Raw genomic sequence first — 26852 nt, 5'->3', positions numbered from 1 at the left:
TGTATGAGCTGGCTTGCCAGCGATGACGATGGTCCAGTCAACGAGCCGCAAACTGACACTGCGCTATCGCTGGCAAGCCAGCGCCTACAAGGGACGGCGGTGGGTTTTAAACCGGTGGTTGGGTCTCTTGCATCGAAGCCCGCTGGCTGACCTCGGCATACCAGGCGGCAAGCTTCGGGTTATCCAGGCGCCATTGCATATCCGGATGACGGAAGTCGAGGTAACCCAAGGCGCAGGCCACGCTGATCGCGGCGATGTCGAAGTGGCTGGTCAGTTCGGCAATCGCATCCGCTTCCAACTCAGAGAGGCTGCGGCGGATTTTGCTGCGCTGCTCATCCAGCCACTGGTCCCAGTGCTTTTCGGTCGGACGCAGGGCGGTTTCGTAGCGCACCAACACGGCGGCATCCATGATGCCGTCGGCCATTGAGGCCAGGGTCAGGCGGCGCCAGCGGGCCGCGCCGTCGCGGGGAATCAGTGGGTTGCCGACGTGCTGGTGATCGAAGTAATCGAGGATCACCCGGCTGTCGTGCAATACCGTGCCATCGGCCAGCCGCAGGGCCGGGATCTTGCCCACGGGGTTGCCTTGCACCACCTGCGCATCCGGGTTGACCGGGGTCGGCATGCAGCCGTGCAATGCGACGCGGTCCTGCTGGCCGGTTTCAGCCAGCAACACGCGAACCTTACGCACGAAGGGTGACGCGGGGTTGTGGAACAAGGTCATGCTGGGTGTGGACATGGGCATTCCTCAAGAAAGGGCTAGGCTAATCTATCTCACCGCTTGAGCAAGGCCCAAGTGCCAATTACGGCCGGTATGCCTAATCCCACCCAACTGAGCGAATCCCACAACCCGTCCCCGAGCAACGCCGCAAACAACCCGGTGGCGCTTAGCAGGCCGATCCCCAACGGAATCCCAAACACTTTCCAGAAGTTCGACTGACGCGGCTTCATGCCTTGCCCGCCTTGCGCCGCACGATCCACAAGTAAATCCCGCTGACCAGCACGATGATGGTCAGCACATCCAGTGCCGCCCAGAGGATTTTCATCGGCATGCCGCCGTAGTCACCGAAATGCAGCGGCTGGGACATGCCCATGGCGTCCATGTACCAGGGCCGTTCGGCGATGGCGGTGACGGCCAGGGTGCTGGCGTCGATCAGCACGGGTGTGAGCAGGTGCGAGGTGAGGTGGGTGCTGCCCTTCATGAACACGGCGTAATGGTGCTCGCTGGAAAAGCGCGTGCCGGGGAAGGCGATGAAGTCCGGCTCCATGTCCGGCGCGGCCTTGGCGGCGATCGTTAGCAGCTCGGTGGCCGGTGCGCGCTGGGTCAGCGGAGGGGCGTTTTTGTAGGGTTCGATCATGGCGCTGAGGCTGTCCTGGCGCCAGGCGGCGATGATCAGGTCGGCGCAGGCGCTGATCACGCCGGTCACGCCCACCACCAAGGCCCAGGTCAGGGTGACCACGCCGATCAGGTTATGCAGGTCGAGCCAGCGCAGGCGCGTGGATTTGTCCTGGCGCACGGTGGCGAACTTCAAGCGACGCATGAACGGCAGGTACAGCACCGTGCCCGAGATGATCGCCAGTACAAACAGAATGCCCATGAACGCCAGCAGCAACTTGCCCGGCAGGCCGGCGAACATGTCCACATGCAGGCGCAGCAGGAACAGGGTCAACCCGCCATTGGCCGCCGGAGTTTCCACCGCTTCACCGGTGCGCGCGTCGAGCATGAAGGTGTGGGACGCGTTGGGCTCGGTGCCGGCGGTCGCGGCCATGATCGCGATCACGCCGTTCTTGTCATCTTCGTCCCAGGCCAGGTACTGCATGGCTTCGCCGGGGCGATGGGCCTGCGCCTTGGCCACCAGCTGCTCCAGGTTGAGCTGCGGTGTGTCGGCAGGCATTTGCGCCAATTCCGGCTCGTTGCCCAGCAGGTGGTCGATCTCATGGTGAAACACCAACGGCAAGCCAGTGAGGGCGAGCAGCAGCAGGAATACCGTGCAGATCAGGCTGGTCCAGGTGTGGATGAAGGACCAGCGGCGGATGGTTTTGCTTTTCATCACGGCTCCAAAGGCAAAAGGGCCGCGGTTCAGGCGGCCCTTCATTGGCGGTTTTTACCGTCTTAGAATTTGTAGTTAACGCTGGCTACCACGTTACGCTGATCGCCGTAGTAGCAGTAGAAACCATCGCAGGTGGACAGGTAGTCCTTGTTGAAGATGTTCTTGGCGTCGACAGCTACGGTCACGCCCTTCATGGTGCTGTTCAAGCGGCCAAGGTCATAGTGCATCGAAGCGTCATACACGGTGTAGGAGCCTACGTGGCCCAGGTCGGTATTGGCTGCATTGCCGTAGGTGTCGCCAACGTAGCGCACGCCCGCGCCAATACCAAAACCGTCCAGCAGTCCGCTATGCCACGTGTAATCAGCCCAGCCAGTGGCCTGGTTGCGTGGTAACTGGTTCAGGCGGTTGCCTTTTTCAGCAGCAACTCCTTGAGTGATTTCGCTGTCGTTGTAGGTGTAGGAACCCACCAGTTTGAGACTTTCAGTGACGTCGGCACTGGCTTCCAGTTCCAATCCGCGTACCCGCACTTCGCCCACTTGGCGCGTGATACTACCCTCAGTGACCGAAGTATTTTGCTGGGTCAGGTCGAATACGGCAGCTGTGAACAACGCTTTGGTACCAGGAGGCTGGTACTTGATACCGGCTTCGTACTGTTTACCTTCTGTGGGCTTGAAAGCTCCGGTGCTGCCCACTTGAGTGCCCGAGCCCGCCTGGAACGATTCGGCGTAGGAAAGGTATGGGGTGATGCCGTTGTCGAAGACATAGCTCAGCGCTGCGTTGCCGCTGAAATGTTTGTCACGCTGGGTGTTGGTGGCGTCGTTCAGGTTATGGAAAGTGGTGCCGGTATGTACCCAATCCTCGCGGCCGCCGAGGGTCAGGCGCCAGTTGTCGAGGGCCATCTGATCCTGTACGTACAAGCCGGTCTGTTGGGTCTTTTGGGTATAGTCGTACATGGTGAAGTACTGGACGTTGGAAAAGTCCTGGCCGTATACCGGGCGGTTGAAGTTGATGGTGGGCACACCTGCAGAGCCCCATAGCCAGCGCGCATCGCTGGTGGACCGCTGGTGGTCGAGCCCCAACAACAGCGTGTGACTTACGGCGCCCGTTTGGAAGTCGGCCTGGAAGTTGTTGTCCACGGCAAATTGACCGATGTTTTCATCGACCTTGCCGGCGGAGCGACTCACGTTACCATTAGCGTCTACTGCCACTTCAGGGCCATTCGGGAAGAACGCGCCGCCTGCGGTAATGCCTTGGAACGACAGATCGTTCTTGGTGTAGCGCAGGTTCTGGTGAAACTGCCAGGTATCGTTCAGGCGCGTTTCGAAGGCATAGCCCAGAGCGTAGTAGGTGCGGTCGTAGAACTCCCAGTCCGGATCACCCAGATTCTTGTGGTGGGAGATCTTGCCGGCTGGCGAGCTCAACTTGGTGCCTTGCAGCGGCAGGAATTGCCCGGTGATACCTGTATCGTCGCGGGTGAACTGGGTGAGCAACGTCAGTTTGGTATCGTCGTTGATGTTCCAGGTCAGGCTCGGGGCGATGTTGTAGCGCTTGTCAGGGATATGGTCCACTGGTGTGTTGCTGTCTCGTACGACGCCACTGACGCGATAAAGGAACTGGCCCTCGTCGTCGATTTTTCCGGTGCTGTCGAAGTTGATTTGCTTGTGATTGTTGCTGCCGGCCTGCACCTCGATTTCATTCGAGCTTTCGGCCTGTGGACGGCGGCTGACCATGTCCAGCAAACCACCTGGTGGGGTTTGCCCGTAAACCGACGATGCAGGACCGCGTAGAACGGCAATGCGCTCCAAATTCCAGGTGTCGATTTTTGGTGTTGCGTAGTTGCCTTTGGGCAATGGCAGGCCGTCGAGAAATTGAGTCGGGACAAAACCGCGCACCAGCAGCCAGTCACTGCGGGAATCCGAACCGTAGCCGGAGCTCTGCACGCCAGCGGTGTAGCGCAAAGCGTCATTGAGGTTGAGTACGGAGCGGTCTTCCATCTGTTTGCGAGTGATCACCGTCACTGAACGAGGCAGCTCGGCAATCGGTGTATCCGTTTTGGTGCCAGCAGCGGTGCGTGTGGCGACATAGCCGTCTACCGGGCCCCAGGCGCTTTCATAGCTACCTTGGCCGGTGATGTTGGTTTCAGGCAACGCTACGACCCCATCCGGAATCGCTACCAGGGTGTAAGTCCCCGCGGTGCTCTGCTCAAGCTGCAACCCCGTCCCGCGCAACGCCTCACGCAGCGCACCCGGCGCATCGAACTGGCCTTGGACCGGCGCCGAGGTCTTGCCCGACGCCAACGCCGGGCTGAGGGTCAGCGCCAGGCCGCCCTGGCTGGCGATCTGGTTCAGGGTTGTCGCCAGTGGTGCCGCCGGCAGGTTGTAGGTGCGCACGCTGGATGCCTGCTCCGCGGCGATCAGCGTAGTGCTGGCCAGCGGGGCACTGAGGGCAATGGCCACGGCTAACAGGCTGGGGCGCAACAAGGTGTCTAGCGTGCGGGACATGGGGCGGCTCCTGAATGGAAATATTTCTCAATTGCCTAGGTGCCGAACGAGAATCGAAAAGTGATAGGGCCAAATGAAAATAAATCTGTGAGTGGTCACAACTCTTCGCACTGCATGGCCCTGAAGGTTCAGGTGTGTTGTGAGGTTCAGCCCTGCGTCCATTGGAGTTTAGCGGCCAAGGCGTCCGGGTAAGTTTCTGCACTGGCGATTGCCGCACGCGTCGCATCACCCTGGCCGAAGGCCTCGATCAACAGCGTGACGTGGGTGGTCAGGAAGTCGCTGCGTTGATTGAGGTGTTCCTCCAGTGCCCGGTAGCGCTTGCCGTCCATGAACCCTTCGCTGAGAAACCAGGCCGCGTGTTTGTTCAGATAGTCGAGTACGTACAGGTCGTACAACGCGCTCACCAGATCTTTTGCAAGCCCAGGCGGCAGTGAGTTGCCGGCCTTTACCGCACTCTCGATGGCAAGGCGCTGGGCATGCGCCTCGCCAGCGCGTGCAACCACCATCAGTTTTGAGTTCCAGACCTGCATGTCGTCCTCTCCCTGAGCCCGGTGTGCGGCGACATGGTGGGCCACCTCCGTGAGCAAACGGTATTCCAGGGTGCGGACCATGCTCAGCCCGTAATCAACGTCGTCCAGGTTAGCGTGCGGGTCCGGATGGGCGGGCTCGGTCAAGGGTTGGCCAATCAGGACCTTGGCGGCATCCAGCAGGATCATGCGGTTGTTGCCACCGGCGTCCTGGTAGATCTTGGCCATGCCTTCATAGTCGGCGAAACGATTGAGGTTGAGCGCCCCGGCCACGCCGCAGCGCAATCGGCATTCGGTGGCCACGGCCTCAGCGGCGGGCGCACACAGGGCTTTGGTCAGCGCCAGGGTCTGGCTGATGGCGGCCCAGGGTGTCCATGTCACATCGCCCGTGCCGGTTGTTTGCAGGGAGGCCTGGCTGGCCGTGCCTTCGATCCATAGGCGGGCGGAGTCATTGGCAAAGCATTTCATGACGTACGCTGTCGCCAGGCAACCGAATAACGCCCGGCGCTGGGTGCGAAAGTCCAGCAAGCCAGTGCCGTTGCCGATTCTTGCCTGGGTGGTGCGCCGGTTGGCGTGAGTCAGGGCCAGGGTTGCACAGGCCAGCATGACGGAGCTCAAGCCGGTGCCGACCATCGCCCACACGTTTTTGGGGGCGAACAGTGAGCGGATCAGACGGCGGTCAGTGCTGCCCAGTGGGTCTTGAAAGCGGTTGGACTGATCAATGTTCGCTCCGTCACACAGCCACGCGTCAAAAGAGACGCGGACCTGATTAAAACGCAACAAGCCGTAATCCAACGGTACGGCGCGAATTTCTGCTGGTGAAGACATATCAATGCCAGGGCATGGACCCTGTGTGTCGCTTAATGGCAAGACAAAGGCGAAGACACCACAGCGTTGGTCCTGAACCTTCAACTCGGCAAACACCACGCCCAACTTGTTGAGGTCATTGATACCGACATTGGCAAATTTCAGCGCAGCGTTGTTGGGTGTGTTCAACACAAATGTGCGCGTGTCGGTGTCGAATACCGCCTCCAGGCAGGGGCCCATGTGTGAGTTGCTACGGCCGATTTCAGTCAGCGCGTAGACCCCCAGGCATTGGCCCTTCTCCAGTTCGCATCGCCATTTGGCGGCGTACGGGTGGTCCTGTTCGAACGCCAGGAGTGTACCGATGCACAAACCCTGCTGAATCACACACCCCATGAACAGCGACGGATCATTGACCGCCGCGTGGGTGGCCAGGGCCATCAACCACTCCGGTTGTTTGAACCCGTGGATGCCGTCGGGCAGTTGTTTGAGCAGATGCTGCAAGCGCCGATAGGTCTGACAGTGGCCGTCGTGGAAGGTCAGGTTGGTTTGCGGATGCAACTCAGGGTCGTTGAACGTGTGAGCCATGTGCGCATGGGCCTGGGCGGTGACGGGCCCGTTGACCAGTTGGCGCAGAGTGTCCAGGGTATGTGAGTCGGCCAGTAGTTGGCGAAGTTCATTAGGTGGTGCGGCGAGGGGCGTGTAGGTCTTGGCATCGCGCAGGCTTTTGAGGATGCACATCGACATGCCTCGGTTTACACCCATGTCGATAAACACGCAGCATTTGTCGAGTGGCAACGCGGCCAGTGTCTTGGGCAGGTTGGTGGGGTCGGTCACGCCCAAGGTGAACAGCTCGTGCAGGTCATCCCCGTGCTGGTAACAGCCCCCCAACACGGTCGAATAGATGGGGGTCCTGAACGGCTGTTGCTCCAGGGGTTGCAGCAATGCGTTCATGAGTTCTGCGACACGCCGATGCGCCGAGTAATGGGATGCGTAGGCGATCGACACCCAGCGCAACGGCGGGGTGCTGTCGCCGTAACGGTCAAGCAGAGCGTGCAATGCGTCCATTTCTCCGCTGATGATGCATTGCTCAGGGGCATTGACCGACCCCAATTCCAGCTTCAGTTCAGGCCACCTGTCGAGCAACGCTTGCGTCATCTCCGGCGACAAGTTGACCAGCAACATGCCGCCGCGGCCTTCTTCACTGCGGTAGGCCGCATTGAGGGCGCAGACCGCACGCGCGCCCTGCTCAATGCTCAGTACACCGGCGCACACTCGCGCAGCAATCTCACCAAAACTCTGCGCGACAATCAGTGCCGGCCGCACGCCTGCGTCGTGGAGCAGTTGGTTGAGCACCACGGCCGCACCATACAGGGCCAGTTGCGTGACTCCAGAGGGCAGCGGCAACGCATATTCGTGTGTCAGCAGTACGTCGCTGATCAGCCCGGGTTGCAGTTTGGCTTCAGACTGCGTTGCTTCGCGTTCGATAATTGACAGGGTGGCGTCGATGCGCGGGCGAAGCTCCTCGGCTTGCCGGTATAACTCAGCCAAGGCGGCGCAGGGGTCATTGCCTTGGCCTGGGAAGGCAAAAACGAACGTATGTCGATTGATTTGGGGGAGTGTAGACATAGTGCAGCCCTCATATTGCTACCGAAAGAAGTGTTTGCTTCCTTGCAATGTGAGACCGGGCGTAAAGCGAGATGCGCCCTCTGAAGGACAGGTCCTGTCAGTGGTCATTTGAGGGTAAAAAAAGGGTAGAGGTAACTGTCAGAGTTGACAGTTTTTACCAGCAATACGAAATACTTGAACTCATTTTTTAATCGCGTCAGCGTGTGCCCGAGCAGCGGCGACCGTGACCCACCACGGCGTATGATGCTCGATCTGCACCGGCAGGGTCGGCAGCAGCGCATTGAGCGCCAGCGTGGTGTCGCGCAACGGGAAGCTGCCGGTAATGCGCAGGTCAGCCACGTTTTTATCCACACCCAGGTAACCGGTGCGGTAACGGCTGAGTTCCGCAACCACATCGCCCAGGCGCGCGTTGTCGACCACCAGCATGCCGCGGGTCCAGGCGTCGGTGGCGGGGGTGACGGCAAGCGCAGGGCCGAGGCCATCGCTGCGCATCAGTACTTGCTGGCCTTCCTTGAAGATCTGTTCCTGCTGCAGCGCCTCGGGCTGGGCGGCCACGGCCGATTGCAGCACGCTCAAGCGCGTGGCGTCGTCTTCGCGCTTGACGATAAACCGCGTGCCCAGCGCCCGCAGGCTGCCGTCGCGGGTTTGCACATAGAACGGGCGCGCATCGTTGTGGCCGGTCTCGATCAGGATTTCGCCTTCCTGCAACACGATCAGCCGGCGTTGTTCATCAAAACGCACGTCGATGGCGCTGTGGGTGTTGAGGTTGATCAACGTGCCATCCGCCAGCTTCAGCGTGCGCTGTTCGCCGGTGGCGGTGCGTTGGTCGGCCAGCCAATAGTGGATCGGCACAAAGCGCTCACCGGCAAACAACGCCAGGCCGACGACCAGTGCAATGCTCGCCAGGCCGCTGCCCAGCTTGCGCACGCGCTGGCGAATGCCTTCGCGCGATTGCAACAGTGCCGCCCGTGCGGGGCCCGAGGCCACGCTGAAACGCTGGTCGAGCATGCCCAACTGGCGCCAGGCGCGGGCGTGTTCTTCGTCGCCGGCCAGCCATTTATTGAATTCTTCACGCTCAATCGCGCTGCCGTCGCCCGAGTCGAGGGACAACTGCCAGGCGATCGCCGCATCCAGCACGCGGGCCGAGACTGGTTTGGAACTGATCACCGTCACAGCGGCTCGCCATACAACGCGATGTAGCACTGGCGAATGCCCTGGGCCAGGTACTGGCGCACGCGGGGCACCGACACGCCGAGGCGCTGGGCGATTTCGGCGTGGCCCATGCCGTCGAGGCGGTTAAAGAGGAAGGCGGCGCGGGCCTTGGTCGACAGCTTGCCGAGCAGGCGGTCGATGGCCTTGAGGTCGTCGAGGATCAGTTGCTGTTCTTCCGGCGAAGGGTGTTCGCTTTCCGGGATCAGCATCAGTTCGGTGAGGTAGGCCTGTTCCAGGGCGGCGCGACGGAAGTAGTCGAACAACAAGCCCTTGGCGATTGCCACCAGGAACGCCCGGGGTTCGCGGGGTTCACGCAACTCATCACGGCCGAGCAGGCGCATGAAGGTGTCCTGGCTCAGGTCTTCGGCGCGGCTCGGGCAAGCCACGTTGCGTCGAAGCCAGGCCAACAGCCAGCCACGATGGTCGCGATACAACGCGCCAACAAGCTCACTGTGTGGGTTCTGGATCGACGACAAGGCATCACCTAGTAAACGGGATGTTTAAACTAACGAGAATTATTCGCGATTGTGTCAGAGCCGTGGAGTGGGCGCAATTGGCGTCTGTCGGTTTGAGGGGGGGTCGCTTTTGTGGTGAGCGGGCTTGCCCCGCGCTGGGCTGCGAAGCGGCCCTGAAACCAGACGCCGCGTTCTCTCTGGAAAAATGCGGTGGTCTTATAGGGGCCGCTTCGCAGCCCGGCGCGGGGCAAGCCCGCTCACCACAACAAGCCCGGTCACCACAGGGTTCTGAGGCGTTAGAAAGAGGGCGCGCGCAGACGCCGTTTCCATTGGCTCAATCGCTCTTGCAGCGCCTGTGGCGTGTCGATGTGTTGCTGGCGCGCGCGGCTGAACAGGATCAGCATCAGCTCCGCCGTGGCCAGGGCATCGGCGCTGGCGTGATGGCGCTCGCCTACGTGCAGATGGAAGTGGTTGATCCAATCGTCCAACCCGGCTTCACGGATATGCGCATCCGGGCACAGCAGAGGGGCGATGTCTGCAACATCAAGAAACGGATGGGCCAGGCGATAACCCAGGCTGTCCTTGAGCGCCCGACACAGCATGTGTTGATCGAATGGCGCATGGAAGGCGAGCAATGGGCTGTCGCCTACAAAGTCCATGAAGTCCAGTAACGCGTCGACCGGATCGCTGCCGGCGGCAATCGCACTGGGGCCGAGGCCGTGGATCAACACACTGGGGCTGAGTTTGGTTTCAGCCCGTTGCAAGGTGCGTTCGAACAGTTGCGAGAAATCCACCGCGCCATCCTCGATCACCACCGCGCCGATGGACAGCACCTGGTCACGGTTGAGGTTGAGGCCGCTGGTTTCCAGGTCCACCACCACCCAGCGCTGGCTGCGCAGGGTGTCTTCGCCCAGCGGCGTGGGTTTGCGCAGCTGCGCCAGGCGCTGTTGTTGCGCGCTGTCGAGCCCCGGCTTTTTCTTGCGCAGCCAGTTGAACAAGCTCACAGCTGGTACCGCAATGTCAGGCTGCTTTGCAGGCGTTGGGCCTGGCGCAGGGATTCACGTAGGATGCGCCGGTCCAGGTGGTTGAGGCTGTCAGGATCGACACGGTTGGAGTACGGCTGGTTCTCGCGGGTTTGCAGTTGGTGCTGTTGCATACGGGTCTGCTGGATAAAGTGGTAGGCCTCTTCATACGCAGCACCGTCCAGCGGCTCAATCACCTCCTTGACCACCAACTGGCGCAGGCGCTCCAAGGTGTTGTTGGCGTGAATACCATTGGCCAGGGCCAACAGGCGCGCGCCGTCGACAAAGGGGGTCAGGCCCTGCACCTTGAGGTCGAGCGTGGCTTTTTCGCCACCTTTACGTGTGAGTACAAATTCGCGGAAGCGTCCTACGGGTGGCCGCTGGCGCAACGCGTTTTCGGCCAGCATGCGCTGGAACAACCGGTTGTCCGCCACTTGGTCGAGAATGCCTTGGCGCAATTGCTCGCAGCCACGCTCATCGCCCCACACCACACGCAGATCGAAATAGATGCTGGAGCCGAGCAGATTCTCTGGCGTCGCCTCGCGGATAAACGCTGCAAACCGCCGCGCCCATTCCGCCCGCGATAGGCACAACTCTGGGTTGCCGGCCATGATGTTGCCTTTGCACAGGCTGAACCCACATAGCGCCAGACTTTGATTGATCTGTTGCGCCAGCGGCAACAACCGGCCTCGGATCGCCGCCGCTTCGGCCGCGTCCTTGGCGTCAAACAGGATGCCGTTGTCCTGGTCGGTGTACAGCGTCTGCTCGCGGCGGCCTTCGCTGCCAAAGCACAACCAACTGAACGGCACGCCGGGGTCGCCTTTTTCGGCCAGGGTCAGTTCGATCACCCGGCACACGGTGTGATCATTGAGCAGCGTAATGATGTGGGTGATCTGGGTGGACGAGGCACCATGGGCCAGCATGCGCTCCACCAACTGGCCGATCTCGCCGCGAATCGCCACCAAGTTGTCCACCCTCGGCGCATTGCGGATGGTGCGCGCCAGGTGCACCAGGTCCACGCGTTGCAGGGAAAACAGATCGCGCTCGGACACCACGCCGCACAGACGCTGGTCCTTGACCAGGCAGACGTGGGCGATATGCCGCTCGGTCATGGCGATTGCCGCGTCGAAAGCGCTGTGGTCCGGCGTCAGGAAGAAGGGCGCCTGGGTCATATGCCCTTCGATGCCCTGGTTGAAATCGCTGGTGCCATCGGCCACCACTTGGCGCAGGTCGCGCAGGGTGAAAATCCCAAGGGGCGCCTTGTGTTCATCCACGATCACGATGCTGCCAACCTGCTGCTCATGCATCAACGTGACGGCTTCGCGCAGCGGCGTGGCGGGGCTGCACGTGACAGGATGGCGCATGGCCAACTCGCCGAGCCGCGTGTTCAGGGAGTATTGAGTGCCGAGGGTTTCCACCGCTTTTTGCTGCACCTGCTGATTCACCTGGTCCAACAGGCTGCTGACGCCTCGCAGGGCAAAATCGCGAAACGGGCTGGAGAGTGCGAACAGCTTGATGAACGCCGGTTTGTTCAGTTGCAGGCAGAAGGTGTCTTCGGCGGCCTTGTGCTCGGTGCGGGTCGCCCGTTCGCCCAGCAACGCGGCCAGGGGAAAGCACTCGCCGGTGGTGATTTCGAAGGTGGTTTCGGCGCTGTCCGGCCGCTCACCGACGACCCGGCCCTGCTTGACGATATAAAAGTGCTCTACCGGCCCGCCCGAGGGTTTGAGGATGCTGTCGCCGGGGCCATAGAAGCGTAACTGGCACTGCTCCACCAAAAACGCCAAGTGGGCGTTTTCCATCTGGTTGAACGGCGGGAAGCGTTGCAGGAATTGCAGGGTGCCGTGGATATTTTGCAATACAGCAGTTTTCCCCGCCTGGGCGAAGGCATCAGCTTTACTCATAACAATGACCGCAGATTTTTTGTCGTTATCGTCCCCCATGGTCGACTCCTGTGCAGCGGGTGCCCATTGGACGTAAGTCTAGGTCGATACAAAGGGTACAAACCTAGGGAAAAACCTTACATGAATATCGTCCAAAACCCGTAGAACGCCCACTAGGCAAACTTTCCGACGAAGTGCACATTGAACGCCCTTCCGCAGATGTCTGACGAGTGTGCTGGGAGATTGATGAGAACTGCTGAGAACCGTATGTCCGACCACGATATTTTGAGTGATGCCGAGCGCGAGGCGCTGAGCGCCGTGATGCTGGAGCCTGATTTACCGCCACAACGCGTGTTGATTGTTGACGACGACAAGGATGCGCGCGAACTGCTGGCGGAAATCCTGGGGCTGGACGGTATTCGCTGCATGACCGCCGACAGTGGTGAGGCGGCGTGGGATTTGTTGAAGTCGAGCAGCTCCATCGGTTTGCTGATCACCGACCTGCGCATGGCGCCCAGCAACGGCCTGGAGCTGATCCGACAAGTGCGTGAATCTACGCGTGCGGCGCTGCCGATCATCATCATGTCGGGGGATGCCGAGGCGCCGGACGTGATTGATGCCATGCATTTGAGTGTGGTGGACTTCTTGCTCAAGCCCATTGATAGCGTGAAGTTGGCGAAGCTGGTGAAGCGGGAGTTGGGGATGGCGCAGTAAAACTCCGGTGCATAAAAAAAGCCCTGATCGTGTGATCAGGGCTTTTTCATTTACAGGCCGTTCTTAGCCTTGAACTCCCGACGCCGACGGTGCAACACCGGCTCGGTATACCCGTTAGGTTGCTTGGTCCCTTCAATCACCAACTCCACCGCTGCCTGGAACGCGATGTTGCTGTCGAAATCCGGGGCCAGCGGGCGGTACAGCTTGTCCCCGGCGTTCTGGCGGTCCACCACCGGGGCCATGCGCTTGAGGCTTTCCATCACCTGATCCTGAGTGACAACGCCGTGGCGCAGCCAGTTGGCGATGTGCTGGCTGGAGATACGCAGGGTGGCGCGGTCTTCCATCAGGCCGACGTCATTGATGTCCGGCACTTTCGAACAACCGACGCCCTGGTCGATCCAACGGACCACATAACCCAGGATGCCCTGAGCGTTGTTGTCCAGCTCGTTGCGGATCTCTTCGTCGGACCAATCGGTATTGCTGGCCAGAGGAATGGTCAGGATGTCGTCCACCGACGCACGCTCACGCTTGGCCAGTTCGGCCTGGCGGGCGAATACGTCGACCTTGTGGTAATGCAACGCGTGCAGCGCGGCGGCGGTTGGCGACGGCACCCAGGCGGTGTTGGCGCCGGCCAGTGGGTGGGCGATTTTCTGTTCGAGCATCGCCGCCATCAGGTCGGGCATGGCCCACATGCCTTTACCGATCTGCGCACGACCTTGCAGGCCAGTGCTCAAACCGATATCGACGTTCCAGTTTTCGTAGGCGCCGATCCATTTTTCTGCCTTCATCGCCGCCTTGCGCACCATCGCGCCGGCTTCCATGGAGGTGTGGATCTCGTCGCCGGTACGGTCAAGGAAGCCGGTGTTGATAAACACCACGCGCTCGCTGGCGGCCTTGATGCATGCCTTGAGGTTGACCGTGGTGCGGCGTTCCTCGTCCATGATCCCGACTTTCAGTGTGTTGCGCGGCAGGTTCAGCACGTCTTCGATGCGGCCGAACAGCTCGTTGGTGAACGCGGCTTCTTCCGGGCCGTGCATCTTCGGCTTAACGATGTACACGGAGCCGGTGCGACTGTTCTTGCGGCTGTTATTGCCGTTGAGGCTGTGTGTGGCGGCGAGGCTGGTGACCAGGCCGTCGAGGATGCCTTCCGGCACTTCGTTGCCGTCTTTGTCGAGGATCGCATCGATGGTCATCAGGTGACCCACGTTGCGCACGAACAGCAGCGAACGACCGTGCAGCGTCACGTCCTGGCCATCCACACCGGTATAAACGCGGTCGGCGTTCATGGTGCGGGTGAAGGTCTTGCCGCCCTTGGCCACTTCTTCGGCCAGGTCGCCCTTCATCAGGCCGAGCCAGTTGCGGTAGATCACCACTTTGTCGTCGGCATCGACGGCGGCGACGGAGTCTTCGCAGTCCATGATGGTGGTCAGCGCGGCTTCCATCAGCACGTCTTTGACGCCGGCGGCGTCGGTCTGGCCGACCGGGGTGCTGGCGTCGATCTGGATTTCGAAGTGCAGGCCATTGTGTTTCAGCAGGATCGCAATCGGCTCAGCCGCAGGGCCCTGGAAACCGATCAACTGTGCGTCGTCGCGCAGGCCGCTGTTGCTGCCGCCCTTGAGGCTGACGATCAGCGTGCCATCGACGATCTTGTAGCCGGTCGAATCGACGTGGCTGCCGGCGCTGAGCGGTGCGGCTTCATCGAGGAAGGCACGGGCAAAGGCAATCACCTTGTCGCCACGCACCTTGTTGTAGCCCTGGCCCTTCTCGGCGCCGTCGGCCTCGCTGATGGCGTCGGTGCCATACAGCGCGTCGTACAGCGAGCCCCACCGCGCGTTCGAGGCGTTGAGGGCGAAGCGGGCGTTCATCACCGGCACCACCAACTGCGGGCCTGCCATGCGGGCGATCTCGTCATCGACGTTTTGGGTCGTGGCCTGGAAGTCTGCGGCTTCTGGCAGCAGGTATCCGATGTCTTGCAGGAAGGCTTTGTAAGCCACCGGGTCGTGTGCCTGGCCTGCGTGGGTCTGGTGCCAGGTATCGATCCGCGCTTGGAAATCGTCGCGTTTGGCGAGTAGGGCTTTGTTCTTCGGTGCCAGGTCGTGGATGACCTTGTCGGCACCGGCCCAGAACTGGTCGGCAGTGATGCCGGTGCCGGGAATGGCTTCGTTGTTCACGAAGTCGAACAGGACTTTGGCGACCTGCAGGCCACCGACTTGAACGTGTTCAGTCATTGCTTGCCTCACTCTGCACAGCTTAAGCGCTTTTTAGATTTTCATTATGTAGTGCCAGGTTGCGCATACTACATGATGACTTGCGGTTGTGAAAATTAGACTAAATACGTCGTTTAGCGACCCACTTTGGTCGTACGGTCACAGCGGAGAACCGGATGTTCTCAAAAAACTATTGGATTGTTCCAGATAAATATAAAAACGGTACACGATTTGTTATCGAGGGCCTTCGGGTCCACCTTGTAGATTGAATTCCAGAGGGCGTTGCCATGGACCATCTTGTACTCACAATTATCGCTGCCGACAAACCCGGCCTGGTTGAACGCATCGCGCAGAACATCGCCGCCCACGGTGGCAACTGGCTGGAAAGCCGCATGGCGCACATGGCCGGGCAATTTGCCGGGATCCTGCGGGTCAGTGTTCCTACAGAGCACCGTCAGGCATTGGTCGGGGCGTTGGAGGATTTATCCACCCATGGCATTCGCGTGCTGGTGGGCGAGGGCAGCAGCGGGCAGGCCTCGGCCTCCAAATCGATCATGATGACGCTGGTGGGCAATGACCGTGCAGGCATTGTGCGCGAGATCACCGCGCTGCTGAGCAAGCAGGGCGTGAACCTGGAGAGTCTGAGCACCGATGTGCGCCCGGCCCCTATGAGCGGTGATCCGTTGTTTACCGCCGAGGCACTGTTGCAGGTGCCGGCCGCGTTATCCCTGGATACCTTGCAGTTGTCCCTGGAAACCCTGGCCGATGACTTGATGGTGGAACTGCACCACGAGGAATGATCTGCCCACAGGGTTATGCATGGAAATCTTGCATGGGCCTGTGGATAACCTGTAGAGACCCGGCGCCAGGCCACGCCGGCCGGGCTTCTCTGGCATCTGAGCAAAAAACGAGCAATTTCAAAAGCTTGTGCACAAATGGCGGGGATCAGGTTGTGGATAACCTTGGGGTGGATGCCTGCAAGCCACGCCCGCTGTGGCTTGCAGAGGTTTGTACGTTATTTGATCAGCGTTTGCGCGCGCTGAGCCAGATATCCACGCTGTACACCACCAGGCCCGCCCAGATGAAGGCGAAGGCGGTCAGGGTGCTCGGTGCCAGGTGTTCGCCGAACAGCAGCACGGCTTCCAGCAACACCAGGGTCGGTGCGACGTACTGCAAAAAGCCCAATGCGGTGTAGGGCAAATGCCGTGCGGCGGCGTTGAAACACACCAGCGGGATCAGCGTCACCGGGCCGGCCGCCACCAGCCACCAGGCTTCGGACGTACTCCAGAACGCCATTTGCGCGCTATGGGCGGTTGGGTTGAACAGCAGCCAGGCAATTGCAATCGGCACCAGCATCCAGGTTTCCACCACCAGCCCCGGCAGCGCCTTGACCGGCGCCTGCTTGCGGATCAGCCCGTAGAAACCAAAGGTCAACGCCAGCACCAGCGACACCCACGGCAAGCTGCCGACCTGCCAGACCTGTTGCGCCACACCCACCGCTGCCAGCCCGACGGCGACCCACTGCAAGCGGCGCAGGCGCTCACCCAGGATCAGCATGCCCAGCACCACGTTCACCAACGGGTTGATGTAGTAACCCAGGCTCGCCTCCAGCATGCGCCCGGTATTCACCGACCACACATACGTCAGCCAGTTACCCGCAATCAACGACCCGCTGAGGGCTAGGATCGCCAGGCGCTTGGGGTTGTCGCGCAACTCGCGGAACCAGCCGGGATGCTTCCATATCATCAACAGCAAACCGCCGAACAGCGCCGACCACAACACGCGGTGCACGATGATCTCGGCGGCGGGTACGCTGGCGATGGCTTTGAAGTAGAGCGGGAACAGACCCCAGATGACGTAGGCGCTCAGGCCCAGGATGTACCCCTTGCGAGGGTTGGCGGCTTGCATTGCAGAATCCTTGCTTAGGCAGCTAACAAAGCGCGATTGTAAGGATATTTCTCAGGCAATGGGATCTGCTTTCTGTGGGAGCCGGGCTTGCCCGCGATAGCATCACCTCGGTACTCCTGCAAAACCGAGGCGCATGCATCGCGGGCAAGCTCGGCTCCCACAGAGAAGCTGTCAGAAGAGTTTCAGGGGTTCTTCATTCAGGGCCGAGAGTTGCTCACGCAACGCCAACACCTGATCGCCCCAATAACGCTCGCTGCCAAACCACGGGAAGCTGTGGGGGAACGCCGGGTCGTCCCAGCGCCGTGCCAGCCAGGCGCTGTAGTGCATCAGGCGCAAGGCGCGCAGGGGTTCGATCAGTGCCAGTTCACGCGGGTCGAAGTCATGGAATTCCTGGTAGCCGTCCATCAATTCTGACAGTTGCCCCAGGCATTCCTGACGATCGCCGGCGAGCATCATCCACAGGTCCTGCACCGCCGGGCCCATGCGGCAGTCATCCAGGTCGACGATGTGGAACATCTCGTCACGGCACATCATGTTGCCGGGGTGGCAATCGCCGTGCATGCGGATGTTTTTGTGCGGCGTGGCTTTGTACACCTCTTCCACACGCTTGAGCAGGTCGCGTGCCACGGACTCGTAGGCCGGCAGCAGACTCTTGGGGATGAAATTGCCTTCCAGCAACGTGGTGAGGGAATCGTGGCCGAAGTTCTTCACGCCCAAGGCTTCGCGGTGTTCGAACGGGCGGGTGGAGCCCACCGCATGCAAACGGCCGAGCAATTGCCCAAGGCGATACAGTTGGTCGAGATTGCCCGGCTCCGGCGCACGGCCGCCACGGCGGGGGAACAAGGTGAAGCGGAACCCGGCATGTTCGAACAGGCTTTCGCCGTTGTGGATTAGGGGCGCGACCACCGGCACTTCGCATTCGGCCAGTTCGAAGGTGAAGCGGTGTTCTTCGAGGATCGCCTCGTTGGTCCAGCGCTGCGGGCGGTAGAACTTGGCAATCAGTGGCTCGGAGTCTTCGATGCCCACTTGATAAACGCGGTTTTCGTAGCTGTTGAGCGCCAGAACGCGAGCATCGCTGAGGAAACCGATGCTTTCGACAGCGTCGAGCACCAGGTCGGGCGTGAGTGTTTCAAACGGGTGGGCCATGCGAACTCCTGCGCGCAGCAGGGCGCCGCGTCCGGCCGGGTATGGTAACCCTGTAGGAGCGAGCTTGCTCGCGAAAAACCTGAGCGAGGCTCGGGGCGTCAGGCTTTGCGCGTTATCGTTGACGTTTTTCGCGGGCAAGCCTGCTCCTACAGGGACTGTGGTCTATCAGGCGCCGACGATACCGCCATCATCCCGCCGAATCGCCATCACCGACGACCGCGGCTTGCCATTCGGCAGATGCTCCGGCCAGGTCGACCCACCGGTTTCGCCTGGGTGCTGGATCCCCACAAACAGCGTCTTCTGATCCGGCGAGAAGCTGATACCCGTCACTTCACAGGCCACCGGTCCTACCATGAAGCGGCGGATTTCTCCGGTGGAAGGGTCGGCGCAGAGCATCTGGTTGTTGCCCATGCCGGCGAAGTCACCCGCGTTGCTGTAGTCCCCATCCGTAAGAATCCACAGGCGTCCAGCCTTGTCGAAGCCCAATCCGTCTGGACTGTTGAACATGTTCTGCGGGTTGATATTCGACGACCCGCCCTTCGGTGTTCCGGCGTGAACGCCTGGGTTGCCGGCCACCACAAATAGGTCCCAAGTGAATTCCATACTGCCGTGGTTATCGGCATCTGCCTTCCAGCGCAGGATCTGACCGTAGACGTTTTTCTCACGAGGGTTCGGGCCCCCGACTGGTTGGCCGTCTTCACCGCGCTTGGCGTTGTTGGTCAGGGTGCAATAGACCTGGCCGTCGGTGGGGCTGACGACGATCCATTCCGGGCGGTCCATGCGCGTGGCTTTCACCACGCTGGCCGCCAGGCGCGCGTGGATCAGCACTTCGGCCTGGTTGGCGAAGCCGGTGCTGGCGTCGATGCCATTTTTGCCGTGGGTCAGCTCGACCCATTGGCCCTTGCCCTTGGGGTGGTCGGCGTTGCCGTCGCCCGCGTCGAAGATCGCCACATACAAGGTGCCGTGGTCGAGCAGGTCTTTGTTGGCCTTGGGATTCTTGTGGTTGATCTTGTCGCGGCTGACGAACTTGTAGATGAACTCGCCGCGCTCATCGTCGCCCATGTACACCACGGCGCGGCCGTCGCGGGTTTCCGCCAGGGCAGCGTTTTCATGCTTGAAGCGACCCAGGGCGGTACGCTTGGCCGGGGTGGATTGCGGGTCGAACGGGTCGATTTCCACGACCCAGCCGTGGCGGTTGAGTTCGTTGGGGTTCTTGGCGATGTCGAAGCGCGGGTCGTGCTGGTGCCAGTTGATATCTTTGCTGGCGGCGACTACGCCATAGCGTTTCTGCCCGGCGTCGAAGGTTTGTTGTGGGTTGCTGCTGCCGAAGCAGTCGGTGAAGTTCTCTTCACACGTCAGATAAGTGCCCCACGGCGTCTTGCCGTTGGCGCAGTTCTGGAAGGTGCCCAGGGCTTTTTTGCCGGATTTGTCGGCGCTGGTTTTGAGCCAGTCGTGGCCGGCGGCAGGGCCGCTGAGGCGGATCGGCGAGTTGCCGTGGATGCGGCGGTTGTAGCGCGAGTCCTGCACGAACTGCCATGTGTCGCCCTTGCGCCGTACTTCGATGACCGACACGCCTTCGCTGGCCTGGGCCTTGTGCACGTCTTCGGCCGATTGCGGCGCGCCGCCGTGGGCGAAGAGGTAGCGGTAGTTGGTGTATTCGTTGTTGATCGCCATCAGCGCGCGATTCTCGTCGCCGGGGAAGGCAAACAGGCTCATGCCGTCATTGTTGTCGCCGAACTGCTGTTCCTGGGCCTTGGCCGTGCCGTTACCGGACGGGTCGAAGGCCGGCGCGCTCTTGCTCAACGGCTGGCCCCAGCTGATCAGCACCGAAGCGCTATAGCCCGGCGGCAAAGTAATGGCGTCGCTGGTGGCGGCGGCGATGCTGGTGAACCCCAGCAACGGGCTGGCGCTGGCGGCGTTGACGGCGAGGGCGCTGCGGGTCAGCAGGTTGCCACCCAGGAACATCGCGGCGCCACACAGGGCACCGGCGCCGATGAAACGGCGGCGGGTGAGGCCGACCATCTGCTCAAGGTCGGTGGCTTGGTTTTCTTCTAATAGGCTCATCTCAGGCTCCCTGCGGTTTTTGCAGACACCATAAGGAGCGGGCGTGACGAAATTGTTGCAGTTTAAATGGCGGGGCGTTTACACCGGTGTGCCGAGCAGCACATTGCTCGGTGCAAATTGCACCTGGATCGCTTTGCCTTCCGTCACGCGCAGCGCCTTGAGCGTGGCGGGCTGCGCCAGGGCGCACAAAACCTGGCCGTTTGGCAGGGTGACGCGCACCTCGCTGGGCCCGTCCTCAGCATCGAGAATGGCGTCGACGATGCCGTCCATACAATTGTGTCCAGTTGTTACGGGCGCCTCGGGTGCCAGCAATTCAAGCCAGCCGGCCTTGATCAGTGCGACTACTTCTACGCCAGTTTCCAGCTCCAGTCGCTGCGTGCTGTCGTGGGTAATCTGTGCAGCCAGAGTCAGCCCGCCGGCCAGTTGCAGGCGGATCAGATCATTGCGGCCATGCTGCTCGATGGCGACGACCTGACCATGCAGTTGATTACGCGCGCTGGTGCGCAGCATCAGGCGGCCGAGCAGGTTGAAATCGCTGGCGGCTTCGTCTGAGCCCAGCACTTCGGCCTGCAGTACTTGCAGGCGTTGGTAAAGACGCAGCACGCGCTCACCTTCCGCCGTCAACTTGGCGCCGCCGCCGCCCTTGCCGCCGACGCTGCGTTCCACCAGCGGTTTTTGCGCCAGGTTGTTCAACTCGTCGATGGCATCCCACGCCGCCTTGTAACTCAAGCCGGCACTTTTTGCCGCGCGGGTGATGGAACCCTGCTCGGCGATATGCGCCAGCAAGGCAATGCGCTGGGGTCGGCGGATGATGTGTTGGCTGAGGGACGTTGGCAGAGACATGCGGATACGCTTCGATGTGATGGACCGAACGTTGCGGCCAAGGTGGGACGGAGTCAAGTCAGCCGCCTGGTTTGGGCGTTCGGGCCAGGCAGTACACATCGACCTGTCGTGCCCCGGCGTTCATCAACAACCGCGCCAGGCTGTGGGCGGTGGCGCCGGTGGTGAGCACGTCATCCACCAGTGCGAAGTGTCGGCCTTGCACCTTGGCGTCGGGCGCCAGGGCGAAGGCGCCGAGCAGGTTGCGTTGGCGGGTCTTGGCATCGAGGGCCTGTTGGGCGACGGTTTCATGAGGGCGTAACAACAGGTGTTCATCGTAGGGGATGTTCAAATCGCTGCTGAGCCATCGCGCCAGCATCAACGCCTGGTTATAGCCGCGTTCCCGCAGGCGCTTGCGGGCCATTGGCACCGGCAGCAGGCAGTCGGGGCGAGTGAGTTCGGTGTTGTCGAAGCGATGTTGCAGGTGCTGGGTCAACAGCCGCGCCAGCATCTGCCCCAGAGGCCAGCGCGCTTGGTGCTTGAAGCGGCTGATCAGGCTGTCGATCGGAAAGCTGTAGGTCCAGGGCGCGATCACCTGTTTAAAGGCCGGCGGATGTTTCTGGCATTGGCCGCAGATCAAGCCCTCCATCGGCAGGGGCAGGGCGCACAGGTTGCAGTGTTCTATCAGCCACGGCAGCTCGGTTTCGCAGACGTTGCATACCGAGTCGGCTGATTCCGTTGCCTCATCGCAGAGTAAACAGATTTGAGCGTTTTTTGACCAGATGTAAACCTGGTGTTTGTGGTCTGGTTGACAGTGCATGAATCTTCCTTAAATATGCCGAGCATCCGTGTCGTGCCTGTGGGTATTGCCCTTCCCGCAGCGCTTGCCAAAGCATAATCAAGGAATCGCCCATGAGCGCCAGCACCACCGCCACCTTGCGTCACGATTGGTCTCTCGCCGAAGTCAAAGCGCTGTTCTTGCAGCCGTTCAATGACCTGCTGTTCCAGGCGCAGACCGTGCACCGCGCGCATTTCGACGCCAACCGTGTACAAGTGTCGACGCTGCTCTCGATCAAGACCGGCGCCTGCCCGGAAGATTGCAAATATTGTCCGCAGTCTGGCCACTACAACACTGGCCTGGAAAAAGAGAAGCTGATGGAAGTGCAGAAGGTCCTCGAAGAGGCTGCCCGTGCCAAAGCCATCGGCTCGACCCGCTTCTGCATGGGCGCCGCCTGGAAGCACCCGTCGGCCAAAGACATGCCTTATGTGCTGCAGATGGTCAAAGGCGTGAAGGCCATGGGCCTGGAAACCTGCATGACCCTCGGCCGCCTCGATCAGGACCAGACCGAAGCCCTGGCCCAGGCCGGCCTGGACTACTACAACCACAACCTCGATACCTCGCCGGAGTTCTACGGCAGCATCATCACCACCCGTACCTACAGCGAACGCCTGCAAACCCTGGCCTACGTGCGGGATTCGGGGATGAAGATCTGCTCCGGTGGCATCCTCGGCATGGGCGAGTCCCTCGATGACCGCGCCAACTTGCTGATCCAACTGGCCAACCTGCCGGAGCATCCGGAGTCGGTGCCGATCAACATGCTGGTGAAGGTGGCCGGTACGCCGCTGGAAAACGCCGAAGACATTGATCCTTTCGACTTCATCCGCATGCTCGCCGTGGCGCGCATCCTGATGCCGAAGTCCCATGTGCGGCTGTCGGCCGGTCGTGAAGCGATGAACGAGCAGATGCAGGCCCTGGCGTTCTTCGCCGGCGCCAACTCGATCTTCTACGGCGACAAACTGCTGACCACCGCCAACCCACAGGCTGACAAGGACATGCAACTGTTCTCACGCCTGGGCATCCTGCCGGAAGCCCGTGAAGAACACGCGGATGAAGTGCATCAGGCGGCGATCGAGCAGGCGCTGGTGGAGCAGAAGAGCAGCGAGCAGTTCTATAACGCTGTGGTGTGAGGGATGTCTTTCGATCTCGCCGCGCGCCTCGCTGCCCGCCGTGCCGAACACCTTTATCGCCAGCGCCCGCTGCTCGACAGCCCCCAAGGCCCGGAAGTGGTGGTGGACGGCCAGCCGTTGCTGGCGTTCTGCAATAACGATTACCTGGGCCTGGCCAATCACCCGCAAGTGATCGAAGCCTGGCGCGCCGGTGCGTCCCGCTGGGGCGTGGGCGGCGGTGCTTCGCACCTGGTGGTCGGGCATGCGACGCCGCATCATGAGTTGGAAGAAGCGTTGGCCGACCTCACCGGTCGTCCGCGTGCGTTGCTGTTTACCACCGGCTACATGGCCAACCTCGGTGCGGTCACGGCGTTGGTGGGGCAGGGCGATACGGTGCTGGAAGACCGACTCAACCATGCCTCGTTGCTGGATGCGGGCCTGCTGTCGGGGGCGCGTTTCAATCGCTACTTGCATAACGACGCCGCAAGCCTGGTCAAGCGCCTGGAGAAAGCCACCGGCAATACCCTGGTGGTCACCGATGGCGTGTTCAGCATGGACGGTGACCTGGCCGACCTACCCGCGCTGGCCCGTGAAACCAAGGCCAAGGGCGCGTGGTTGATGGTGGATGATGCCCATGGCTTCGGCCCATTGGGTGCCAACGGCGGCGGTATCGTCGAGCACTTCGGCCTGAGCCAGGAGGACGTGCCGGTACTGGTTGGCACCCTTGGCAAGGCGTTCGGCACAGCCGGCGCTTTTGTGGCGGGCAGTGAAGAGCTGATCGAAAGCCTGATCCAGTTCGCGCGCCCTTACATCTACACCACCAGCCAACCGCCGGCCCTGGCCTGCGCCACCTTGAAAAGCCTGGAGCTGCTGCGCACCGAGCATTGGCGGCGCGAGCACCTCAACCTTTTGATCCGCCAGTTCCGCCACGGCGCCGAGCAGCTTGGGCTGGACCTGATGGACAGCTTCACGCCGATCCAGCCGTTCCTGATCGGCGACAGCGCCAAGGCCATGCGCCTGTCGCAGATGCTGCGCGAGCGCGGCTTGATGGTGACGGCGATCCGCCCACCCACCGTGCCGGCCGGCAGCGCCCGTTTGCGCGTGACCTTGACGGCGGCCCACAGCGCGGCGCAGGTACAGCTATTGTTAAACGCATTGGAAGAGTGTTTCCGCTTGTTAGGTGCCACGGAGCCCGACCATGCGTGATCGACTGATATTGCTGCCCGGCTGGGGCCTTGGTGTATCGCCGCTGGAGCCGTTGGCCGCTGCATTGCAAGGTTTGGACGAACACCTGCAGGTGCAGATCGAGCCCTTGCCCGCGATGGATTCCAGCGATCTGGAGGAATGGCTCGACGAACTCGACGCCACGCTGCCGGACAACGCCTGGCTGGGTGGCTGGTCCTTGGGCGGCATGCTTGCTTCGGAATTGGCGGCGCGGCGTGGTGAGCGCTGCTGCGGCCTGCTGACCCTGGCGAGCAATCCGTGCTTTGTCGCCCATGATGGTTGGCCGAGTGCGATGCCCGCCGAGACCTTCGATGCGTTTCTCGCCGGTTGCCACGCCGACTCCCAAGTTACCCTCAAGCGCTTCGGTCTGCTGTGCGCCAAAGGCGCCGAAGACCCACGCGGATTGTCGCGCTTGCTGGTCAGTGGCGCGCCGAATACGCCTTCCAGTGTGCTGATGCCTGGTCTCGAACTGCTCGCTCAACTCGACACCCGCGAAGCCTTGCTGGCGTATCGCGGCCCGCAGTTACACCTGTTCGCCGGGCTGGACGGATTGGTGCCCGCCGAAGCCGCCAGCGACTTGCTGGCGTTGCTGCCCGATGTTGAAATCGGCCTGATTGAACAGGCCGGCCACGCTTTTCTCCTGGAAGACCCCCACGGCGTCGCGGGGGCCATCCAGGCCTTTTTGCATGAGTGCGTCGATGAATGATTTATCCCACGCCCCGCTGCCAGGCGCGTTGCCCGATAAACGCCAAGTAGCGGCATCGTTTTCGCGTGCAGCCGCCAGTTACGACAGCGTTGCCGAGTTGCAGCGGTCGGTGGGCAGCCAATTGCTCGCGCGCATGCCGGCCGACATTGCGCCGCAACGCTGGCTGGACCTGGGCTGCGGCACCGGTTATTTCAGCCGCGTGCTGAGCGAGCGGCTGCCAGCCAGCCAGGGTATCGCGCTGGATATTGCCGAAGGCATGCTCAACCACGCCCGCCCGCTGGGTGGTGCCCAGCACTTCATCGCCGGCGACGCCGAACGCTTGCCGCTTAAAACTGACAGCTTGGAGCTGATTTTCTCCTCCCTCGCGGTGCAGTGGTGCGCGAACTTCGAAGCCGTGCTCAGCGAGGCCTCTCGCGTGTTGCAACCAGGCGGCGTGCTGGCTTTCGCCAGCCTGTGCGTGGGCACCCTGGAAGAACTGCGCGAAAGCTGGCGCGCGGCGGATGGCCTGGTTCACGTCAACCGCTTCCGTACGTTCGAGGCTTATCAACAACTGTGCGCGGCCAGCGGCCTGCGGGTGGTGAGCCTGGAGCGCCGCCCCCATGTGCTGCATTACCCGGATGTGCGCAGCCTCACCCATGAATTGAAGGCCTTGGGCGCACACAACCTCAACCCCGGCCGGCCGGGAGGGTTGACGGGGCGTGCGCGGATTGTTGCACTGGTGCAGGCGTATGAGCGGTTCCGTCAGGCCCAAGGTCTGCCGGCGACTTACCAAGTGGTGTATGCCGTACTGGAGAAACCTCTATGACCGCCGCCTACTTCATCACCGGCACCGACACCGATGTCGGCAAGACCACCGTCGCCGCCGGTCTGTTGCACGCAGCCCGGCAAGCTGGCAGAAGCACCGCCGCCGGCAAACCCGTGGCTTCCGGCTGCCAGGTCACGCCCAAAGGCTTGCGCAACGCTGATGCACTGGCGTTGCTGGCCGAATGCTCGTTGCCCCTGACGTACGCCGAGGTCAATCCGGTGGCGCTCGAGCCGGCCATCGCGCCGCATCTGGCGGCGCGGGAGGCGGGCGTATCGCTGACTGTGCAAGCCTTGCTCAAACCCATGCAGCAGATTCTGGCGCGAGAAGCGGATTTCACCTTGATCGAGGGCGCGGGCGGGTGGCGGGTGCCACTGGCTGATCAGGCGAACCTGTCGGATTTGGCCATGGCGCTCAAGCTGCCGGTGATCCTGGTGGTGGGCGTGCGCCTGGGGTGCATCAGCCATGCCTTGCTCACCGCCGAAGCCATCGCCCGTGACGGTTTGCAGCTGGCCGGGTGGGTGGCGAATATCATCGATCCCAAGACCTCTCGTCTGGAAGAAAACCTCGCAACCCTGGCCGAGCGGCTGCCTGCACCGTGCCTGGGCCGCGTGCCGAAACTCAAGCAGGCGGGGGCTGGCGCCGTCGCGGAGTACTTGCAACTGGACCTGCTTGACTGATTTTGGCTATCGCTAAGGCATTATGCCATTAGTGTTTTTGACGGGCATTTTGCGAGCGACTCTGCTTCAATCACGGTTCACGATTCTCTAAAGGCAGGCTTACGCCATGGAAATCTCTGGAAGCAGCGCGTTTTACTCGGGCCTGAGCAGCATTCAGACCGGGCAGAACCGTGTCGACCAGGCCGCCGGTAAAATTGCCAGCGCCGCGACGACCCAGCCCTCGGATGCGCAAAGCGACCGACTGCAAGCCAACGACCGCGCCCAGCCGTCCAACTCGGCCAGCAACATGGTCGAAATGGCCCAAGGCAAGTTCCAGGTGGAGCTCGGCGCCAAAGTCGCCAAAGCTTCGGATGAAATGCTCGGCACCCTGATCGACACCTACGCGTAATCCTCTCTCTGTCTGCACCTTGGCTTTTCTGTGGGAGTGGGCTTGCTCGCGAAAGCGGTCTTTCAGCCAATACATCAGTTGACTGATCCACCGCTTTCGCGAGCAAGCCCGCTCCCACATTTGTTCTGCATCATCCCTCTGAACTTCTATTGTTTTCTGAACGCCTTGT

Annotated in this window: 23 protein-coding genes; 8 read left to right on the top strand and 15 right to left on the bottom strand. The window is 61.5% G+C overall.

Features of this window, described 5'->3' with window-relative positions:
* Nucleotides 1–106: 106 nt before the first annotated feature.
* From U367_RS0119200 to U367_RS0119160, 9 genes are all read right to left on the bottom strand, one after another.
* Nucleotides 107–736 carry a glutathione S-transferase N-terminal domain-containing protein gene (locus U367_RS0119200; protein ID WP_028618209.1) on the bottom strand — a complete coding sequence of 210 codons (630 nt, stop codon included), beginning with the start codon at nt 734–736 and terminating at the stop codon, nt 107–109.
* Between the two features lie 35 nt (nt 737–771).
* Nucleotides 772–948: a hypothetical protein gene (locus U367_RS1000000132090; RefSeq protein ID WP_162834926.1), complete on the bottom strand. Its 177-nt coding sequence runs from the start codon at nt 946–948 to the stop codon at nt 772–774.
* A complete protein-coding gene (locus tag U367_RS0119190; protein WP_028618208.1) occupies nt 945–2048 on the bottom strand; it encodes a PepSY-associated TM helix domain-containing protein in 1104 nt (367 codons plus the stop codon). The genes U367_RS1000000132090 and U367_RS0119190 overlap by 4 nt, the downstream gene beginning before the upstream one ends.
* Before the next feature lie 62 nt (nt 2049–2110).
* The gene (locus U367_RS0119185; protein ID WP_028618207.1) at nt 2111–4549 is read right to left on the bottom strand and encodes a TonB-dependent siderophore receptor; all 2439 of its coding nucleotides are present in this window, start codon (nt 4547–4549) and stop codon (nt 2111–2113) included.
* Nucleotides 4550–4695: 146 nt separating this feature from the next.
* A complete protein-coding gene (locus U367_RS0119180) occupies nt 4696–7509 on the bottom strand; it encodes an acyltransferase domain-containing protein (protein ID WP_028618206.1) in 2814 nt (937 codons plus the stop codon).
* Nucleotides 7510–7689: 180 nt separating this feature from the next.
* Nucleotides 7690–8682 (bottom strand): FecR domain-containing protein, encoded by a 993-nt coding sequence (locus tag U367_RS0119175; protein ID WP_028618205.1) that lies wholly within the window; start codon nt 8680–8682, stop codon nt 7690–7692.
* Entirely contained in the window at nt 8679–9197 is a 519-nt protein-coding gene (locus tag U367_RS0119170; protein WP_028618204.1) for an RNA polymerase sigma factor, read from the bottom strand. Before U367_RS0119170 ends, U367_RS0119175 begins: the two co-directional genes overlap by 4 nt.
* A 275-nt stretch (nt 9198–9472) precedes the next feature.
* Nucleotides 9473–10180, bottom strand: coding sequence for a 3'-5' exonuclease (locus U367_RS0119165; RefSeq protein ID WP_028618203.1), 708 nt, complete (start codon nt 10178–10180; stop codon nt 9473–9475).
* On the bottom strand, nt 10177–12099 hold the full coding sequence (locus U367_RS0119160; protein ID WP_032864437.1) for a putative nucleotidyltransferase substrate binding domain-containing protein: 1923 nt from the start codon (nt 12097–12099) through the stop codon (nt 10177–10179). Before U367_RS0119160 ends, U367_RS0119165 begins: the two co-directional genes overlap by 4 nt.
* A 246-nt stretch (nt 12100–12345) precedes the next feature.
* Between U367_RS0119160 and U367_RS0119155 the strand changes: the two genes are divergently transcribed.
* Nucleotides 12346–12792: a response regulator gene (locus tag U367_RS0119155; protein ID WP_028618201.1), complete on the top strand. Its 447-nt coding sequence runs from the start codon at nt 12346–12348 to the stop codon at nt 12790–12792.
* Between the two features lie 50 nt (nt 12793–12842).
* Here the strand turns inward: U367_RS0119155 and U367_RS0119150 are convergent, their stop codons facing one another.
* Nucleotides 12843–15020 (bottom strand): malate synthase G, encoded by a 2178-nt coding sequence (locus U367_RS0119150; protein WP_028618200.1) that lies wholly within the window; start codon nt 15018–15020, stop codon nt 12843–12845.
* 266 nt (nt 15021–15286) lie between these two features.
* Here U367_RS0119150 and U367_RS0119145 point away from each other — a divergent pair, with 266 nt between their 5' ends.
* Nucleotides 15287–15799 carry a glycine cleavage system protein R gene (locus U367_RS0119145; protein ID WP_028618199.1) on the top strand — a complete coding sequence of 171 codons (513 nt, stop codon included), beginning with the start codon at nt 15287–15289 and terminating at the stop codon, nt 15797–15799.
* 223 nt (nt 15800–16022) lie between these two features.
* On the opposite strand, the gene rarD is transcribed toward U367_RS0119145, so the two are convergent.
* From rarD to U367_RS0119120, 5 genes are all read right to left on the bottom strand, one after another.
* Nucleotides 16023–16907: an EamA family transporter RarD gene (rarD, locus tag U367_RS0119140; protein WP_028618198.1), complete on the bottom strand. Its 885-nt coding sequence runs from the start codon at nt 16905–16907 to the stop codon at nt 16023–16025.
* 171 nt (nt 16908–17078) lie between these two features.
* On the bottom strand, nt 17079–18053 hold the full coding sequence (locus U367_RS0119135) for a serine/threonine protein kinase (protein ID WP_010207031.1): 975 nt from the start codon (nt 18051–18053) through the stop codon (nt 17079–17081).
* A 165-nt stretch (nt 18054–18218) separates the two neighbouring features.
* Nucleotides 18219–20117, bottom strand: a complete 1899-nt coding sequence (locus U367_RS0119130; RefSeq protein ID WP_028618197.1) for a PhoX family protein — start codon at nt 20115–20117, stop codon at nt 18219–18221.
* 78 nt (nt 20118–20195) lie between these two features.
* Entirely contained in the window at nt 20196–20960 is a 765-nt protein-coding gene (locus U367_RS0119125) for a TOBE domain-containing protein (protein WP_028618196.1), read from the bottom strand.
* Between the two features lie 58 nt (nt 20961–21018).
* Nucleotides 21019–21756, bottom strand: a complete 738-nt coding sequence (locus U367_RS0119120; protein WP_028618195.1) for a ComF family protein — start codon at nt 21754–21756, stop codon at nt 21019–21021.
* A gap of 92 nt (nt 21757–21848) precedes the next feature.
* Here U367_RS0119120 and bioB point away from each other — a divergent pair, with 92 nt between their 5' ends.
* From bioB to U367_RS0119090, 6 genes are all read left to right on the top strand, one after another.
* Entirely contained in the window at nt 21849–22904 is a 1056-nt protein-coding gene (gene bioB, locus U367_RS0119115; RefSeq protein ID WP_028618194.1) for a biotin synthase BioB, read from the top strand.
* A 3-nt stretch (nt 22905–22907) separates the two neighbouring features.
* A complete protein-coding gene (bioF, locus tag U367_RS0119110) occupies nt 22908–24089 on the top strand; it encodes an 8-amino-7-oxononanoate synthase (protein ID WP_028618193.1) in 1182 nt (393 codons plus the stop codon).
* Complete coding sequence (locus U367_RS0119105; RefSeq protein WP_028618192.1) at nt 24082–24813, top strand: alpha/beta fold hydrolase; 732 nt, start codon at nt 24082–24084, stop codon at nt 24811–24813. Before bioF ends, U367_RS0119105 begins: the two co-directional genes overlap by 8 nt.
* On the top strand, nt 24806–25618 hold the full coding sequence (bioC, locus tag U367_RS0119100) for a malonyl-ACP O-methyltransferase BioC (protein WP_028618191.1): 813 nt from the start codon (nt 24806–24808) through the stop codon (nt 25616–25618). Before U367_RS0119105 ends, bioC begins: the two co-directional genes overlap by 8 nt.
* On the top strand, nt 25615–26295 hold the full coding sequence (bioD, locus tag U367_RS0119095; RefSeq protein ID WP_028618190.1) for a dethiobiotin synthase: 681 nt from the start codon (nt 25615–25617) through the stop codon (nt 26293–26295). Before bioC ends, bioD begins: the two co-directional genes overlap by 4 nt.
* 106 nt (nt 26296–26401) lie before the next feature.
* On the top strand, nt 26402–26683 hold the full coding sequence (locus tag U367_RS0119090) for a hypothetical protein (protein WP_016977847.1): 282 nt from the start codon (nt 26402–26404) through the stop codon (nt 26681–26683).
* Nucleotides 26684–26852: the final 169 nt, after the last annotated feature.

The sequence above is a fragment of the Pseudomonas canadensis genome (genome assembly GCF_000503215.1).
Taxonomy (GTDB): Bacteria; Pseudomonadota; Gammaproteobacteria; order Pseudomonadales; family Pseudomonadaceae; genus Aquipseudomonas; species Aquipseudomonas canadensis.
This window is presented reverse-complemented; position numbering and strand designations above follow the sequence as displayed.